The organism is Mogibacterium diversum (assembly GCF_938028775.1).
GTDB classification, from domain to species: Bacteria; Bacillota; Clostridia; order Peptostreptococcales; family Anaerovoracaceae; genus Mogibacterium; species Mogibacterium diversum_A.
Window position 1 is genome coordinate 1 of sequence record NZ_CALIZG010000015.1, and the last position, 16376, is coordinate 16376.

The window sequence follows — 16376 nt, forward strand, 5'->3', positions numbered from 1 at the left end:
TATCATGTGCTTCCTTTAAGTTTTTAGGATATAGATAGTAATCATTTTGTGGATATTCCAGTTCTTTAAGCTGTACATAATAATCTTTGTATAAGCTTCCTATCTCACCTCGGTTACAAGGATTGCCCTGTGTTTTGCATTGTTTTTCAAGATATCTAAATAACTGAATTAAATTATTAGATTCTCTCAGTTCTTTTATCCAGCCATAACCATATCCATTTCCACACAAGAAGCTCGCATCCGGAATCCATTTTTGGCATAGTTCCATATGTTCTTTTTTTACTTTGTTTTGCTTCTTAAGGACCTTGTACCTTAATATTCCATCTGCGTTGAAATAATCCCATTGCTTCAGTTTATCGATATCCTGCGGTGATAGTCGCAATAGTTCAGGAATCGTTCTAGCTCGCCAGTTTGGTCTTATATATGTTGGTATTTTTTCAAGCTTGTACTCTACCAGATGCGCAAGTCCTGATTTTTTAATATATTCCACACTTGGATATCTTGCACAAAACACCATCTCATCAATCAGGTAGTTAACAAAATATGAATCAGCTAAATTTGTTTTTGATCGCATTTTTAGATGTATATCCATGTGTTTCAAAAAACTTTGGGCAATAAGATCATCTGAATTTATATCCACGACAAATCGTTCATTTGATATTACATGTTGTGGTTTGTATTTCCCCCATTCAGACTCCCCGGTTCTCCAATTCCATATGTAGCCATATGAATACTGTTCATCTCTGTTGATTACGTTGATTGATTCAATTTCTATCTCAATAGTGTCTTCTATTTGTTCAACATTCTTTTCTGCACATCTCCAGTAGCTGCCGGCTGAGATGCAGTATATACTTTCATCTTCTAACCACAACCAAAAGAAATTTTGATGTGTTTCAAAATGAATAGTGGTGTGAGGTATTGCTATTTCCCTTGTTTCACAGTGAGGACAGCAAACAACGTCGTTCTTATAGATAGTCTCTGTATAATCCCAGGTATGTCCGCAATGTGAGCAATGTGCTATTTTCTTCCAGCGGTTATATACAGTTGCTGCACAGGTTTCCTGATTCACCCAATCCTCAAAGTTGTCCGGAAAGCGAATATTTATAGGTGAGTTATCTGCATTTCTATAATTGATTTGCATATCCACCTCCTCTACATAAGATCAAGGATATCTATTGTTCCTGGACTAGTAGTATTTGATGATGGTTTTATATGGATTTCATAGTAATCATTAATGATTTGCAGCACTTCTTCATCTGTAAGGCATCCGACATTATTCCTTGCATTTTTCCTGGCTTCGGATGTAATTTTAGAGATTAAGTCTTCAATTGATTTACCTTCTGCCGTTATATGCGTTGCCACATCTTCAGTCTTGCAGACTTCATTTAGGTGTTCTTCTATGAAATTGGCAAGAGAGCCACCGATTTTCAGTGACTCTTCAGTAATTTGTTCTCTCGCCTTATTAATTACTTCTAAACTCATGATTTTTCTCCTGTTGCTATTACTCTATCTTTAACCTTCAAATTCGTCGGACAGTATGATACTTAATTCATATGCTTCCTCTTCAGTAAGAGTGATACCACGTGACATCTTTTCGTGCTTAGGATCCCACTCTCGTATGTCATACTTTGGATCATTATCATTCCAGGACACGAGATTGAGTTCCTTCGTCCATCCATTCTTGCTTTCTGAAATAATCCCTATATGTTCCTTGATTTCGCAATTAATCTGATTCATTTTTCTCCTCGTTTCTTTACTCTTCAAAGTTAATACCGCATATGCGTCCCATCTTCTTTGATTGCACCCCATGACCACATTTACCTACTTGAGGTTTATCTTTCATAAAGGTTCTGAAATCCCCCATGCACTGAGGACAGAGATCATACAAGCCCTCTGCTTCTCCTACTACATTGAGTGGTTTGCTACGGTTTTCATAATCAATTTCTTCTCCGCATCTATCGCAGAAAATGCGCTTCATGTTCGCCTCCTCTCTTTCGCTAAAACATTTCTCTTGGCTGACCCTCTCTGGAGTGCAGTCGTTCATATTCTTGCTCTCTAGCTTCGATATCCCTTTCCTTTGATTTAATGATCTCTATTAAGATTTCTTTCGTTTTTGTTCTAGGATTATGTGCTGTTCGTAATCTGTCTTGAAACTTGCATATTGTTCTTTCGTCTTCTCTATTTGCGAATATAAGTTCACGCATTTTCTGGCGACCTTCCGGATCATACCAGCAGTACCAGTCATCGTTATATTCACATTGCTTGCAGCATATATCGCAAATAGTTCCTTTTATACGACGACACCATCTGAACGCCCTATTATCTCCCGGCGTTCCATGTTCATGACCACAGCGATCACATATGCAACCAGCCTCTACCATTGTTACTGACATTGTTTGATGATATCTATGATCATCGCTGTTCCTGAATCAGCAGTGACATTAGCCGCCTTTTGATACCCATTGTTAAATGTTGCAACCACAAGTTCATGTGTACTTTCACGTTCATACTTTAGCGATACCAAATCATAGAAGCCTCTTGTTTGTTGCAGCGTTGATAGCAACTCATTACATATTTTTTGTTTGTATTCCATTTCTGCTTCTTCTCCTTTATCAATTACAACCTATGGCATACAGGAATACCCACAGTAGGGGGATGAACAAGGTGGTAGTGATTGAACCTACTAATGCAATCGGTTGAAAATTTCCATCTTCGTCTGAACACATATACTTAACCGATTCTACGAAATCTTTCATCATCTTGATTCACCGCCCTTTCGTTGCTCTTAATATCGATATTTATTTCAACCGAGGCATTCGCTATCGCATCTGCATAGCCTGTGCAGTACATTATTTCTGCAAGTGGCTCTAATTCAGCTGGAAATTCAATATCGAATGCATCCTCTAAGCTTAGATACAGTATCTTTTTATGACTTTCATATGCCGCCTTTGCAGCTTCAGTTAACTCCTCTTCAGTTATCATTGGTTTTAGATTCTTTTTATTCATTGTAGTTTTCTCCTATTGCTTGTTTTTTCTATTAACCTTCCATCTCATGTGATATAATTTCCAAAATATCTTTTAAGGAGTTGTTAATTAATGGAACGTCTGACTAAAATCGAACGCAAATTTTTAAAAATGTGTAATACCAATGACGGTATGACAGCTCAAAAAAAATTCAATATTCTCTGTGATAAGTATTCACCCTTAAAAGTTCAAAGTGCACTTGTCCATTTGAAGGAAAATGGTTATATCAATTTTTCTCCTAGTGCAGAGAGTTACGTTTATTATTTTGAATTGAAACACAAAGGTCTAAATTACCGCGAAATTACACGGTTAGAATTTAAAGCTTTTGTTTATAAATCTGTAATTGTACCGATACTCGTATCCTTACTTACAACATTAATCATTTATAAGCTACCATCTGTGATTGCATGCATTAAATGACGTTTATACTACTAGTCACAGACTCTCTGCTTCATAAGCATGTCTGCCACATCAGATGCTAAGTATTGTTTTTTCTTACCATCTGTGATGTATTCGCATCCATTCATTAGGTTCATTACGTAATCTCTAGACTTACCCAGATATCTAGCTATGTCAGACTGGCATGGCCAGTTCCCAACTTCCTTTTTTATATCCCGGACTATTGTTTGTTTATCCATTTCTTTTATCTTCAACTTTCTCTTGTTTGTGATATATAATCACCTCGGGTATACTAAAAACGCTGGAGTTAACACGGTTCAGGCGCTCGTGCAGATAGCGTCCAGTGTAGCCCTATCGGCAATTCAATCTCACCTGTAGTTTTTACGACCATAGACAGACTTACTCTTGCCTTTTCATCCGAAAGTTTGTCTATGGTGATTTCTGTCAAGAATGTTAGTTCTGAACCATTTAGGTAGAATCTGTTATCTTTTACTTCGAGTTTGTTCACCTGTGCACCTCCTTTAAATAAAGACATTTCTCCATCTTGGGTACCCCTCTTCAGTTCTTCTTTCCAATAGTGACTGTAATTCCTAAATTCTTAAAAGCTTTATCTGCAGCATCCAGTGAAATGTTTCGCTTTCCTGTTTCCCAGTAAGATACAGAGCGACCTGTACACCCCAGCAACGCACCGAACTCTTTATAATTCATGTTGCGTTTTCGCCTCTCAATTTTGAGTATGTTTCTTATCTCTTCAGATTTCCTCATATTGACCTTACCTCTACTTTCTGATATATTGTTATCAAACACATGTTCGCAACAATATATTGTGTGTAATCAAATATAAAAGAAAGGAGGATGTTCTATGGGTAGAAAACGAGTAACGGTTACAAATGAAAATGATTCTGGACGCAATACAAATTTTCATGACAATTACAACGGTGCTGATATGAATCGTTCTGAATTTGTAAATCAAATCAAGAGTGGGAATTACCCTAACTACCACGTAAGGATTGTTAACGGAGTTGAAACTCCTGTGTCTAATCCTGACCCTAACAGGGACAACAATCTGGGCTAATAAGCTCGACGATTATATCGGTCTTCGAGATTATGTCATCATCGGTAATATCTGCGATAAGTTCGCCAGTGTTATCTTTGATGACTATTTCTTTTACTTCTTTATTGCCTATTTTCATATTTACTTCTCCTCTTCAGCTCTTTAATTACATGAAATTATTTCAAGTAACGGGCAAAAAAATTAAAATTTAAATTCATCTATTGAAATTCCACATAGCTTTGCTATTTTTAGTGCATCTTTCATTTTGACTTTTGAAAAATCATTCTCCCAAGAGTTGTAGGTCTGTGTTGAAACTCCAAGTTTTTCTGCCATTTCTGCTTGTGTCAAACCGAGCCTGGCTCTTAACTCTTTTAGTGAGTATTTCATTTTATTATTACCTTTCCTTTCTCAATTTAAGTTTCCTGTTGTCACAACATTACATGAAATAATTTCAAGTGTCAATAGTTTATTTGAAATTATTTCAATTTATTTTGTTTTTTTATCAAGTTTACTTGATTTTGTTTCTACTTTAGATATAATGTAGGCACACGCTAATCGTTGAATAACAAGGAGTTTTTATGAGCTTTGCAAATAACATCAGATTTTTAAGAAGACAAAGAAATATATCTCAAGAAGAACTCGCAGAAATGGTCGGTTATAAATCATTCACAACTATTCAAAAATGGGAAACTGGCGATTCAGAGCCTAATATGGGAGTGTTAAGACAACTTGCTGATATATTTCATCTATCTATTAGCGAGTTAGTCGAAACAGATCTCGAAAACAAATCGTCAGATCGCCCACTTCCATCGAATATCATTCTGCCTTCAGCACACAAGCTCCCCATCATGGGGACTATATGCGCAGGAGATGGTGTGGTATGCGAAGATGATTACCAGGGTACATTTATAGTAGATATAGATGTTAAAGCGGATTACTGCCTGAAAGTACACGGCGACAGTATGATTGGTGCCAATATCTATGATGGAGATATAGTATTTATTTCAAAGTCTTATGATTTTGTTCAAGATCAAATATATGCGATTGAAAGATTAGATTACAACGAAGCTTCTCTAAAGAGAGTTACGCAGGATGGCGACACATTGATACTTAATCCTTGTAATCCTGAGTATCATGCAATGGTTACTGACTACGAAGAAGTGAGAATAATCGGGCGATGTGTTGGTGTGCTGCATAAGTATGTGTAGTTAGTTTAAGCTAAAGAAAACAGAAAGGACATTTGTATGGGTTTGTTTAATTTTTTCAAGCATCAAACTGTTAATAGTACTGTTAAATCTAACAGTCAAGAAACGGAAATTGGTTATAATTTAGATTCAGAATTCAAACCAGCTGCAAAGTACTACAAATTTGATACAATTGAGCAGATTCAACGAATCCCTGTGCCAAAAACTAACTTTGAGTGCGATTGTGATTTTACACAGAGTGTAGAGTATGTTTTGCAACGCAAAGCCACAATTTACAAACAAGATGGCAATCTCGACTTGGCGATAGAATGTTTAAAAAAGGCTACTGAAATTATGCCCTACTCACCCACACTCTACAGTGATTCAGATTATGAGCGTCTTGAGAACTATCTTAAGCAGGCACGGAGATTCGATGAGGCAAGAGAAGTAAACAAAAAGAGAAATTCTAATTCTGCAACAAATTCTTATAGTTCATCATTGTCATACTTTAATTTGGCACTTCAAGAAGCTGGAGCTGTAGAAGTTCTCAGAAATCCAAATGTTTGCGGGGATTGTGCTAGATTTCATGGTCGGCTGTATGATTCGAATGTAGCTCACGGATTTCCTAATCCGGAGATTATGAAAAAATATCTCGAAGTCAAACGCTGTGATTGTAGTTTTGATATATTTCCATTTTTCTATGGTATCTCAATACCTACGGTCGGTAATATGTCATCATTAAAAAAGCAAAGCAACCGTCGCTTTATTGATGATCGTACAAAAGCTGAAAAAATCGAATTTGAAAAAAATATTGCTGAATTTGAAGCTTTAAGTAAAGATAGAAAAGATTATGACTGGATTTGGGAATTTTTACCAGAAATAGCACCAAAATCTTTTGGTGGATATCGAAACATGAAGAATAGAAATTCAAAAAATTATCAGAAGTTGGTAAAGGCGGCAGAAGACAAAGGATATAAAATTTAACCTGTTCCAAAATGGAACAAGTTCCATGTAAATATTGCATAAATATGTGTATATGTGGAATTAATTAGGAGGTTTATATGGAAGGTTTTGGGAACATTATTTTATATGAAGGCGAATTAATAAAGAATTCAGTTACCGATAAATTCTCGGCAACTGCTTCAGATAGTATAAATTGAATTATGCCGTTGTCGCATTTAACAATGGTTTAGTTTATAATAGCAAGGTTGATTTGCTCGTGATTTGCTCGTGATTTGCTCGTGATTTTGTCAATTTGATATTGCGATTCATTAGCTAAATGCCTGAATTCCAATGGATCCATTGTTTTTTTATGCTCGTGATTTGCTCGTGATTTGAAAGGAATTAAGATGAAAACAGAGTCGACTATATTTGATTTGCTGAGAGAACTACGAGAAAGTTCAACGGTAGAACTAAAAGCATCACATAAAGAATTGCCCAAAGAGTTTTGGCCTTCGTATTCAGCTTTTTGTAACACAGATGGTGGAGTTATTTTTTTAGGAGTAAAGGAATCTCAACCATACAATGAAATTGTGGGAGTAATAAATCCTGATAAGATTATGAAGGTTTTATGGGATCAACTATCAAACCAACAAAAAGTTAGTTTTAATGCATTGTCTAATGATTCGATTCGCGTACTTACACAAGGTGACAAATCTATATTAATGATTGACATCCCTGAAGTGAGTTACCTACACAAGCCTGTGTTTCTCAACGGAAATTATTCCAATGCTTACATAAGATCAGGTGATGGAGATCGCAAAATTACAGATGCACAACTACGTGCCTTCATTAGAAATGCAACTCCAAATTCTAGCAGCGATATTCTACTTGATGCAAAACTTAGTGATCTTGATCCTGTTACTATTGCTCTATTCAAAGAAACGGTGACTTCTCGAAATCCGCATATCATTGATCCCGAGATGACTCAAGAGAATTTCTTATTAAGGATTGGAGCTATAACAAAAGATGACTCAAATGTTTCACGTATTAAAAAAGGCACTCTTTTATTTCTAGGGAAATACCAATCGATAAGAAAGTTTTTCCCAAACTACTTTCTAGATTTTCAGAATAGGTCAAGTTCAGAGAGCAGGTGGATAGATAGAGTTGCTACCGATGAACTTTCAGAGATTGAGATGAATGTATATAATTTTTTTACATCCGTCTCAGCAAAAATGAAGAATCAACTAAATCAGGCTTTTGATTTAGACGAAAACCAAGTTAGAACAACCACAGCTGACTTTGATACAGTAGTTCGTGAAGCATTTACTAATTGTCTAGCACATGCAGACTACGAACTTGCATCACCGTCAATAAAAATCGTTATGCATAACGGTTGGATTACTTTCACAAACCCTGGGCAGATGCTTATAACTAAAGGACAGTTTTTTAGAGGTGGGCAATCAATACCACGAAACGAACTTATAATGACCTTCTTTAGATATATAGGTGCTTCAGAAAGACAAGGGGGCGGGGGACCTCAAATATACGAAACTACAACGAGACATTCTTTTCGTATGCCAGAGTTAAAAACATGCATAGATTATACAGAGTTAACAATTTGGTATATAGATTTAGTTGATTCATATCCTGAACTTTCTAATGATGAAAAAGCTGTTTTTTCATATATAGTTAAATCTAGAGTGCAAGTTTCTACTAAAGAATTACAATCTAATTTGGGATTCACTGAATACAAGGTAAGAAATATATTAGCAAAACTAGTAAACGACGGAAAAATAGAAAAGATTGGAAATGGAAAATCTACTAGATATCGAGTTGTGCTGGGAAGTGATGAATGGCTTACATCCGCTAGAATATTTCTATCTTCATTCTAATAAGAAAAAACAACCGCACCTGCGGCAACAGGCACGGTTGTAGAAATTGGCATCGCTTGATACACAAAGTTCCAACATGAGTATATCAGCGATGCCTTGTTATTACAAGCAGGGCACTTTTTGTGCTCGGAAATGGATAGATCATGGCTGATTATTATAAAAAGACATTTACCTTTGAGGGAAAACGCAGATATGTGTACGGTAAAACTGAAATTGAAGCAATTGAAAAAAGAGCTATCCTTAAATCTCAACTTGAAGCTGGAAAGGTGGAGATTAGTCGTAATACGCAGGTAGCTATTTGGATTAATGAATGGCTAAATAATTACAAGGAACCAGAAGTTAACTATCGATGGTATAAAGATATCCAGGCTATGTGTGAGAGATTTATTGTGCCGACTATCGGACATATGAGATTAAGCTCTGTTAAGCCTCTTCATATAAAGAAAGTGCTTAACCCTCTTCAGAATTATTCATACTCATTCAATGCTAAAATCTATGATATTTTGAATCAAATATTTAATACTGCACTTGAAAATGAACTCGTTGTGCAAAATCCTATGACCGGTATAAAAAAGCCTCAAGGAAGGACTCCTAAAAAGAGGCGAGCTTTAACTAGCGAGGAACGAGAAATTTCACTCAAGGTTGCAAATTATCACCGAGGCGGACTATTTATATTGCTTATGTTGTATTGTGGTCTTAGGCCTCAAGAAATCGCACCTCTTCAATGGTCTGATATTGACTTTGCATCCAAACGTGTAACTGTTAATAAAGCTTTAAAATCAGATGGGATAGTTCGAGGATTTACAAAGACTAAAGCTGGAATGCGGAGCATACCTATTCCTGGAGTTTTGTTAGATAGGTTAATTGCAGAGCATGATGATATTACAAAGGATTCAATGCTTGTTTGTGCGAATACAAGAGGTGAAAGATATACTAAGTCATCTATAAACGATTTGTGGAAGAATTTTAAGCGTGAAATGAATATAGCTGCAGGCTGTAAGATTCACCCGCAGAAGCACCAGATTATGCCACCTTATTTTGTTCAAGCGGATCTAACCTTATATTGTTATAGACATACTTACTGTACTGATTTACAAGCTGCAGGTGTACCAATTAATGTAGCCAAGGAACTTATGGGACATGAGGATATAGCTGTAACATCAAAGATATATACTCATAAATCAGATGCAGCACTTAACAATGCGGCAGAACTAATAGATAAATATAGTCGTGGGGTATAGCCTGTGATATTAATCTAATAAGGGCTAAAATCGCTGATAATAAAACGAGACTCTTAATCAGGGTGTCCAGGGTTCGAACCCCTGATCACGCACCAAAAAGCGCAACTCGATAGGGTTGCGCTTTTTTATTTTGTATAGTTACATTTTGATAGCATTTAATTTTCACATAAATTCTATAGTATTTATTGGGGTTATCTGATATAGTCTATTTATTCACCGCGTATTACGGTAAGAATATAATACATTCGTATGTTTCGCTTCCGTGACGGACGGGGCGCAATGTTGCGTAGAATATTCGTCATTCGTAAGGGGCTTGCCTATTTTGGTAAGCCCCTTTTGTTACAGGAGACCCTATGAAACTAGTATCGTTAAATTCAAGAGATTTACAGACTTACACAATTGACTCTGAAATGCTAAAAAAGTCGCATCGTCCCTGCGTTCTAATACTTCGCCTCAAATATAAAGGGGCTAGGATTGATTTTGCTGTTCCATTAAGATCAAACATCCCTCCATCTGCCCCTAAAAACCATTACTTTGCTTTACCCCCAAGACCTACAACAAAAAGTGGGCATCGTCACGGTATACACTATATAAAAATGTTCCCTATAGATAGAACTAAAGCTCAAAAATTCAATACTGATAAGATGTTCTATTCAATAATTAAAGCAATTATTGATAAAAACGAGAAACTAATAGTGTCCAGTTGTCAGAAATACCTTAAAGATTATGAATCTGGAATCAAGCCTCCATTCTCAACCGATATCGACTTGCTTCTAAATCAGTTGAACAAATAGCTCATTCTAATCTACAGATTTATTTCACCGCAATTTTAATTTTCATATCTTAAAAGCCATTTTTTAGTGTTATCTAAAAAATGGCTTTTGTATGGTTTTAAAGATTCGCCTCGTTTCTCCCCTACTTCAAATCCTCCAGCTTATTATCCTGGCGTTTTATCTTGCGCGTAGTCGTCCTCACGAAATCTTCTTTGCGGACGTAGACCTCGCGGATTCGCTTGAACGGAGCGAGCCCCATATTGAGCTCCGTGACAACACCTTTTATAAGCGTTTCAAGCTCATCGTCTGACGGAATACTTCCGAGTTCATCCTTTATCTCGTCTTTATCTGGAAGAATCTGTACTGCAACTACATCCTCTGATTCGCCTGATGCAAATACCATAGAATCAGATATGTACGGATGTCTATTGATATAGTCCTCAATTTCCTCAGGATAGATGTTCTCTCCAGCATTCGTTACGATTACATTCTTAGCGCGCCCAGTCAGGAATAGCCATCCATCCGCATCGAAGTATCCGATATCACCCGTTCTGAGCCAGCCATCCTCAAGCACTTCTTCAGTTGCCTCGGGGAGGTTATAGTAGCCGAGCATTACATTTGGACCTTTAAATAATATCTCTCCAATGCCATTTTCATCCGGGTTAATGATACGCACAGTTCCAGTCTCCACTGGCACTCCTACAGATCCAGATTTATCATACCTCGTCTTAGAAGCGCTCTGAGGTGTGCCTGTAATCAGAGGTGTGCATTCGGTCATTCCATACCCCTGAAGCACCATAATCCCAAAGTCTTCAAAGTCCCTACAAATATCTGGCGCCAGCGCAGCAGCTCCTGTAATTACGAGTCTGAGCTTGCCACCGAGTTCATTTATAATCTGCTTAAATAGAGTTCTGCTCACATTTACGCCGAACTTTCGCGCGCTGCGACTAGCCTTTAGGGCTCTCCTAAACGTCTTTTCCTTTCCCGACTTCTTAATTGTCTTCATGATTCGGCCGTGAATCATCTCGAGAACCCTCGGTACAACTATAACAACCGTATTCTCAGCTTCGTGCATATTCTTGACGATATATTTCATGCCCTCGCAAAACGCTGTGCTTGCCCCGCGATATAGCACGAGTAACATTCCGAGCGTGCATTCATAAGTGTGGTGAATAGGCAGTATCGAGAGCGTCTTATCCCACGGATGGATATTCGCCACGCGGCACACATCCATGATATTTACTGTGATATTGCGATGGGTTAGCATTACTCCCTTAGGAGTGCCTGTAGTCCCTGAAGTGAAGAGAATTACCGCCATTTCGTCTGGATCTATTTCAGTATCTGCAAAAGAAGTATCTCCTCCTTCAAGCTTATCCTCGCCCTTGATTAGTAGCTCTCTCCATAGGTGAACCTTCCTACCAGCCCTTTCAAATTTAGTCGCATCCTCAAGAAGTGTCTTTGGCTCATCTTCGAGCGATACTCTATCGCCGTAAAATTCTGTGATTATAAGATCTGTGATTGTTATGATATTAGAGAGCTTAGGGGCACATTCCGATGAACAGATTACCGTATGGCAGTTTGACGCATCGAGGAGGTTCTTTATCTCTTCTCCACCGAGCTCTTTGTCGATTGGAACCACAACAAGTCCTGCGTTCATAACCGCAAGATATGAGGCTATCCACTCATAGCTACCCTCTCCAATGATCGCAACGCGTCTCTCATCATCTACGAGCTCAAGCAGCATAGTGCCAATGGCTTCGACATCATGACCTAGAACCTCATAAGATACGGGGATGTATTCTCCACCACGTTTTTCTTTTACCCAAAAAGCAGGCCTCTCACTGTACTTTTCAACGCTTCCAGCAAGAAGGTCCTTGAGCGTCGTAATCTCTCGAATGTCCTTGTACCAGTAGCGACCACAATCCGAGCCTTTCTTCTCGATAAACGAGTTAGCTCCAAACGGGTTAGCTATAGCCTCACTATTAATCGTGCTTCTCATATCATTCATAGCATGCTCTCCACACAAAATTACTCTTAGTTAACATTAATCATATCATATATTCGATTTTAAATTAAGCAAATCGTCATGCTACGCATCACAATACCAGGCGCGAAGCATTCCCTTTTGCCTAGTAATCCGCTCGGCAATGTGTTTGATTTTATATAATCGCCGTGTTGCAATTTTCACATAGCCTTTAGATTTTTCATGTATTTATTTGGTACAATAGGCAACATAAGTTATTCCGAACGTAAGGAGACGGTATGAATTACGCAAAGATTAGATCGATAGCGCACCTCGTGTCTCTCGTATGTCTACTACTCATCTTCGTAGTGTCTACGAGCAAGTACGTCGCTGCTGCTACTCAGTCCGATTCAGCTCGTACAGGCATCCCCGCAAAGATAACTGCTCAGCACAAGCAGGAATCCGACATTCCAGACTGCACTGAGATTGAAGTTGCTGTTGATGCAGCTAATGTGCCTGTCCCAACTATGACAGATTCAGTAGCTGACACTGTTGCTACTCATGCAACTACCACTTCTTATTCAGCTCCTTTAGTTTCAACTGGAACTAATACTATAAAGGCAGTCGAGGATGAGAAGGCAAAGAAGAAAGCTGAAGAGGAAGCAAAAAACAGCGAGTCGAGTCGCACAGCTACTTCCATAAAATACACTTATTCTGGAAGTGTTCTCTCTAAGTCCAAGGGAACCAACAATGGTCCTTCTGGCAAGGAAACCTACTACAATCTCAACATGTCGAGAGTTGTAGCGGCTATGGGTAGATTTGGATATTCATCATCTGACTACTGGGTTAGAGCAGATGGAGTTAAGATGCTAGGCAACTATGTAATGGTTGCAGCTAGCTACAAGACTCACCCTAAGGGTTCTTTAGTCCCAACATCTCTTGGAACTGGTATCGTATGCGATACAGGTGGTTTTGCGACAAGTAATCCAACGCAGATAGACATAGCGACAAATTGGTAAGAGTTTACGGCTTTCGTAATCGATATTATACCGGCAAAAGGATCCCTATAATCCCCGCGCTACACGAACATCGAAGAGAGAGCCTCGGTCCGTTGATGCACGGACGAATATATTTGTGATGATAGGAGTTAAGAGAAGCAAGCAATGTGCTGGCTTCTCTTTTGTTGATTCTCAGCTCATATTTCTACAGCATAGCTAAAATATTTCTGGTGACTCCTATTTATTAGGTATAAGATAGGGGTAGTTATTTGTAATTTATGAGGTACTAACATGGAGAGATATACTTTTTCTGCGGCGACGGCTAAGTCAGATGTTTATGTAGGGCTTCTTTTCCCTGCTCTAATAATGCTGCCCCTCCTAGTGATACAACTGATTTTGTTCTACCTTAACCTCGGTGATGTGACTAGGTCACATCCAAATCTTTTCATATTGATTATTTTTGCCTGTGTTAATTACAGCTTTTATATAGCTAAAAAATTGCAATCGAGATTTGTCAAAGACTATATCGTCATACTTGACGGAAGCGAAGTTACCATTCTGTGTGACGATACGGAGATTCTCTCGGGCACTATAGCTTCTTGCAAATTCAAGGGCTCAAGTTCTAAATTTTTCGCTAAAGCTGCCTCACTAGATATCTTCACTGACTACGAAGATATAAAACTTCGTGCCAGAGCCAGGGAAGGGGGGAGTTTACTGTCCCCTAACTGGAACCCTTTTGCAACAGGCAGTATATCTGATGTAGATGTGCTCCTGTCACTGGGCAGAAGGATTGAGAATATGCTGGAGGCTGAATGAATTTGCGCCGACTAAAGAATAACAGAAAGCTCGAGTACGAGCTTTCTGAAAATCTATCATACAAATATACTATCTACTCTGCTCCGCTAGGCGCTCCTGTTCAGCTTTCTTGTCCATCTTAAACTGTTTGCGGAATTCTTCTACAGAACTAGGAAGTTTCTTTATATCGGATTTGTTGTACAACCAGTAATAGGGGAGTTTTTCATCATATGATTTCACAGAGTTTCTAGAGTAACCAAGTACATAATTCCCTCTTTTTGTAAAAAAAATCGTTTCTGTCAATTTTTTCCCATCTTTATACTTTTTTTGGTAAAACACATTAATTTTTTTATCTTTTACTGCATTTGCGCCTTTGAATTCAACCTTACCCCTATCTTCCATAGTAAGAATATAATTCCCATTCTTTATTTCATAACTACCGAAAAACATTTCAATCTCTGGATAGCTTCTATAACCGTCCTCAAAATAGTCTTCCTCTTTTCCTCTGCTGTCATCATACATCATTATAAACGTTTTATTGTCTTTAAACTCAATATAATACCGTGAATAATTACTTTTAGGATAATATTTCCCACTTCCTCCAATGTATACCATATTAGTTTTAATTTCTCTGATTGGTTGCGGATCTATAACCTTTTTCTTTATTACAGTGATTGACATAATTAGTATGATTACAACTATAAATATTTTAGACTTTAAGTTCATTGTTTTATGCATGCAAATACCTCTCTTTTGAAGTTATCTTGTCTACGTTTTATATCTTTATTATATTTCCACATATCATCAAGTTTTGGTGCCTGAAATACTCCACTATTTCCCTTATTATCTTTTACCTGATTTCCATTATTATCAAGCACATTTTTAGCTTCCTCTCTAAATTGAGGTTCATAATTGTATTTTTCACCAGCAGGATCCACATCAAGCACCGTATGCACCTTGTCATTGCGACGTGCATAATTAAAGCTAGAACAGTTTACCTTAGCATCCTGAGTTGCATGCTCGTCCAAAAGAGTAAGAAATTTACCATCCCCATTGATTATAAACTCTGAACGAAATCTAGCATTAGTAACAACTTTGAGATTGATTCCTCCATTTACTGTACTGTGTCCATCAGGGTATAAATTCTTTTTTGCACTAGTGTCATAATATGACTTAAGATGTAGCCTCGTAGACTCCTCCGCTGTCCAGTTCCAGATTTTCTCTTTTACTATATAGTTTATCAGCTTTTCTTCGTCTGTTCGCCCTTTGTAGTTATCCACTATGTATTTAGCCTGCTGATAGGATATTACGTATCTGAACAGATGTAGCTACTTTCCTAAGTCACCTTTCATACCGCTTGGATAATATGCTTTTTCTACTGTACTAGCTAGGCTGCCCCAGAACTTATCATCGGGTTTCATCTTTTTGTTTATCTTATCTGCTGCTGCTCTTAGTTGGTCTGCGGATGATTTTTCATCCAGTTTGTCCATCCCTGTAATTTTCATCAGTACAGATAGTTTCTTCTTGCTCTCGGAAGCAGATATGCCCTCTGCCTTCCAGGCATACCACATGTTATCAAATGCTTTAGTTCCGACTATTTGAGTATCTCTATAGCAAGATGCGATAGCTTCAGACATATTGGAAGATTGACCTTTTCTCCCAAGCATCTCTTTGAAATACTTGCCAAATTCTTTAATACTTTCTATAGGCCAGCCTTGTTTTTCTAGCAGAAGCACCTTAGCTGTAACATCCTCTTGGTACTTTTCCCATGTTTTATCATCTATTGACTTAGGTCTCTTAATACCGAACATGTTAATAACATCCAGCTCCTTTACCTCTTCCTTTAGCTTTGCCCTCCATGAAGCTTCTAGGTTTGGATGAAATGCGCCCGCACTAAATGACTTACCGAGATCTGACAGGGCTGCGTTTATCTGTTCTGCTGTGCTATCTCCGGTGCTGAATAGGTTCTTTGTGGCATTTTACATATTGTAATTTCTTAATGTGAAAACAGAAAGCTCGAATTCGAGCTTTCTGAAAATTGTCTACTGACTTTGCCCCGTTAGACGCGCCTCTTCCGCTAGGCGCTCCTGCTCCGCTTTCTTGTCCATCTT

Annotated in this window: 23 protein-coding genes and 1 pseudogene; 9 read left to right on the forward strand and 15 right to left on the reverse strand. The window is 37.9% G+C overall.

From position 1 onward, the window contains the following. The 7 genes from Q7O90_RS03475 to Q7O90_RS03505 all read right to left on the reverse strand — a co-directional run. A partial coding sequence (locus Q7O90_RS03475) for a hypothetical protein (RefSeq protein WP_304127543.1) occupies positions 1-1141 on the reverse strand: 1141 nt, incomplete at its 3' end. An 11-nt stretch (positions 1142-1152) separates the two neighbouring features. Further along, positions 1153-1482: a Cas9 inhibitor AcrIIA9 family protein gene (locus Q7O90_RS03480; protein WP_304127546.1), complete on the reverse strand. Its 330-nt coding sequence runs from the start codon at positions 1480-1482 to the stop codon at positions 1153-1155. Positions 1483-1512: 30 nt separating this feature from the next. Continuing rightward, a complete protein-coding gene (locus tag Q7O90_RS03485; protein WP_304127549.1) occupies positions 1513-1737 on the reverse strand; it encodes a YdbC family protein in 225 nt (74 codons plus the stop codon). Positions 1738-1753: 16 nt separating this feature from the next. Then, a complete protein-coding gene (locus Q7O90_RS03490) occupies positions 1754-1978 on the reverse strand; it encodes a hypothetical protein (RefSeq protein WP_304127552.1) in 225 nt (74 codons plus the stop codon). Between the two features lie 19 nt (positions 1979-1997). Next, positions 1998-2393: a hypothetical protein gene (locus Q7O90_RS03495; protein ID WP_304127554.1), complete on the reverse strand. Its 396-nt coding sequence runs from the start codon at positions 2391-2393 to the stop codon at positions 1998-2000. Continuing rightward, a complete protein-coding gene (locus Q7O90_RS03500) occupies positions 2384-2593 on the reverse strand; it encodes a hypothetical protein (protein WP_304127557.1) in 210 nt (69 codons plus the stop codon). Before Q7O90_RS03500 ends, Q7O90_RS03495 begins: the two co-directional genes overlap by 10 nt. A gap of 137 nt (positions 2594-2730) precedes the next feature. Beyond that, positions 2731-3006 (reverse strand): hypothetical protein, encoded by a 276-nt coding sequence (locus tag Q7O90_RS03505; RefSeq protein ID WP_304127560.1) that lies wholly within the window; start codon positions 3004-3006, stop codon positions 2731-2733. Positions 3007-3096: 90 nt separating this feature from the next. Between Q7O90_RS03505 and Q7O90_RS03510 the strand changes: the two genes are divergently transcribed. Next, the gene (locus Q7O90_RS03510; protein ID WP_304127562.1) at positions 3097-3444 is read left to right on the forward strand and encodes a hypothetical protein; all 348 of its coding nucleotides are present in this window, start codon (positions 3097-3099) and stop codon (positions 3442-3444) included. Between the two features lie 11 nt (positions 3445-3455). Here Q7O90_RS03510 and Q7O90_RS03515 read toward each other — a convergent pair whose 3' ends face one another. The 3 genes from Q7O90_RS03515 to Q7O90_RS03525 all read right to left on the reverse strand — a co-directional run bounded on the left by Q7O90_RS03515 (position 3456) and on the right by Q7O90_RS03525 (position 4188). Continuing rightward, complete coding sequence (locus tag Q7O90_RS03515; protein ID WP_304127568.1) at positions 3456-3662, reverse strand: hypothetical protein; 207 nt, start codon at positions 3660-3662, stop codon at positions 3456-3458. Between the two features lie 68 nt (positions 3663-3730). Continuing rightward, entirely contained in the window at positions 3731-3931 is a 201-nt protein-coding gene (locus Q7O90_RS03520) for a hypothetical protein (RefSeq protein ID WP_304127571.1), read from the reverse strand. 50 nt (positions 3932-3981) lie between these two features. Then, positions 3982-4188 carry a helix-turn-helix transcriptional regulator gene (locus Q7O90_RS03525; protein WP_304127573.1) on the reverse strand — a complete coding sequence of 69 codons (207 nt, stop codon included), beginning with the start codon at positions 4186-4188 and terminating at the stop codon, positions 3982-3984. 97 nt (positions 4189-4285) lie between these two features. Here Q7O90_RS03525 and Q7O90_RS03530 point away from each other — a divergent pair, with 97 nt between their 5' ends. Continuing rightward, complete coding sequence (locus tag Q7O90_RS03530) at positions 4286-4498, forward strand: hypothetical protein (RefSeq protein WP_304127578.1); 213 nt, start codon at positions 4286-4288, stop codon at positions 4496-4498. Here Q7O90_RS03530 and Q7O90_RS03535 read toward each other — a convergent pair. Then, positions 4473-4616 (reverse strand): hypothetical protein, encoded by a 144-nt coding sequence (locus Q7O90_RS03535; protein WP_304127581.1) that lies wholly within the window; start codon positions 4614-4616, stop codon positions 4473-4475. The genes Q7O90_RS03530 and Q7O90_RS03535 overlap by 26 nt on opposite strands. 62 nt (positions 4617-4678) lie before the next feature. Continuing rightward, a complete protein-coding gene (locus Q7O90_RS03540) occupies positions 4679-4864 on the reverse strand; it encodes a helix-turn-helix transcriptional regulator (RefSeq protein ID WP_304127586.1) in 186 nt (61 codons plus the stop codon). A gap of 191 nt (positions 4865-5055) precedes the next feature. Between Q7O90_RS03540 and Q7O90_RS03545 the strand changes: the two genes are divergently transcribed. The 5 genes from Q7O90_RS03545 (at position 5056) to Q7O90_RS03565 (ending at position 10530) form a co-directional block, all read left to right on the forward strand. Continuing rightward, complete coding sequence (locus tag Q7O90_RS03545; protein WP_304127589.1) at positions 5056-5685, forward strand: LexA family protein; 630 nt, start codon at positions 5056-5058, stop codon at positions 5683-5685. Between the two features lie 36 nt (positions 5686-5721). Beyond that, positions 5722-6645 (forward strand): tetratricopeptide repeat protein, encoded by a 924-nt coding sequence (locus tag Q7O90_RS03550; protein ID WP_304127592.1) that lies wholly within the window; start codon positions 5722-5724, stop codon positions 6643-6645. A 365-nt stretch (positions 6646-7010) separates the two neighbouring features. Beyond that, a complete protein-coding gene (locus tag Q7O90_RS03555) occupies positions 7011-8495 on the forward strand; it encodes an RNA-binding domain-containing protein (protein ID WP_304127593.1) in 1485 nt (494 codons plus the stop codon). 143 nt (positions 8496-8638) lie between these two features. Further along, positions 8639-9736, forward strand: coding sequence for a tyrosine-type recombinase/integrase (locus tag Q7O90_RS03560; RefSeq protein ID WP_304127596.1), 1098 nt, complete (start codon positions 8639-8641; stop codon positions 9734-9736). 353 nt (positions 9737-10089) lie between these two features. Further along, the gene (locus tag Q7O90_RS03565; protein WP_304127599.1) at positions 10090-10530 is read left to right on the forward strand and encodes a hypothetical protein; all 441 of its coding nucleotides are present in this window, start codon (positions 10090-10092) and stop codon (positions 10528-10530) included. Between the two features lie 121 nt (positions 10531-10651). Here the strand turns inward: Q7O90_RS03565 and Q7O90_RS03570 are convergent, their stop codons facing one another. Beyond that, positions 10652-12517, reverse strand: a complete 1866-nt coding sequence (locus Q7O90_RS03570; protein WP_304127601.1) for an AMP-dependent synthetase/ligase — start codon at positions 12515-12517, stop codon at positions 10652-10654. Between the two features lie 254 nt (positions 12518-12771). On the opposite strand from Q7O90_RS03570, the gene Q7O90_RS03575 reads away from it, so the two are divergent. Next, on the forward strand, positions 12772-13491 hold the full coding sequence (locus Q7O90_RS03575) for a hypothetical protein (protein ID WP_304127603.1): 720 nt from the start codon (positions 12772-12774) through the stop codon (positions 13489-13491). A gap of 270 nt (positions 13492-13761) precedes the next feature. After that, entirely contained in the window at positions 13762-14286 is a 525-nt protein-coding gene (locus Q7O90_RS03580) for a hypothetical protein (protein WP_304127606.1), read from the forward strand. A gap of 69 nt (positions 14287-14355) precedes the next feature. Here Q7O90_RS03580 and Q7O90_RS03585 read toward each other — a convergent pair whose 3' ends face one another. After that, positions 14356-15003 carry a hypothetical protein gene (locus Q7O90_RS03585; RefSeq protein WP_304127607.1) on the reverse strand — a complete coding sequence of 216 codons (648 nt, stop codon included), beginning with the start codon at positions 15001-15003 and terminating at the stop codon, positions 14356-14358. Continuing rightward, positions 14988-16076 (reverse strand): annotated as a pseudogene (locus Q7O90_RS03590) (DUF3114 domain-containing protein). Before Q7O90_RS03590 ends, Q7O90_RS03585 begins: the two are co-directional and overlap by 16 nt. Positions 16077-16376: the final 300 nt, after the last annotated feature.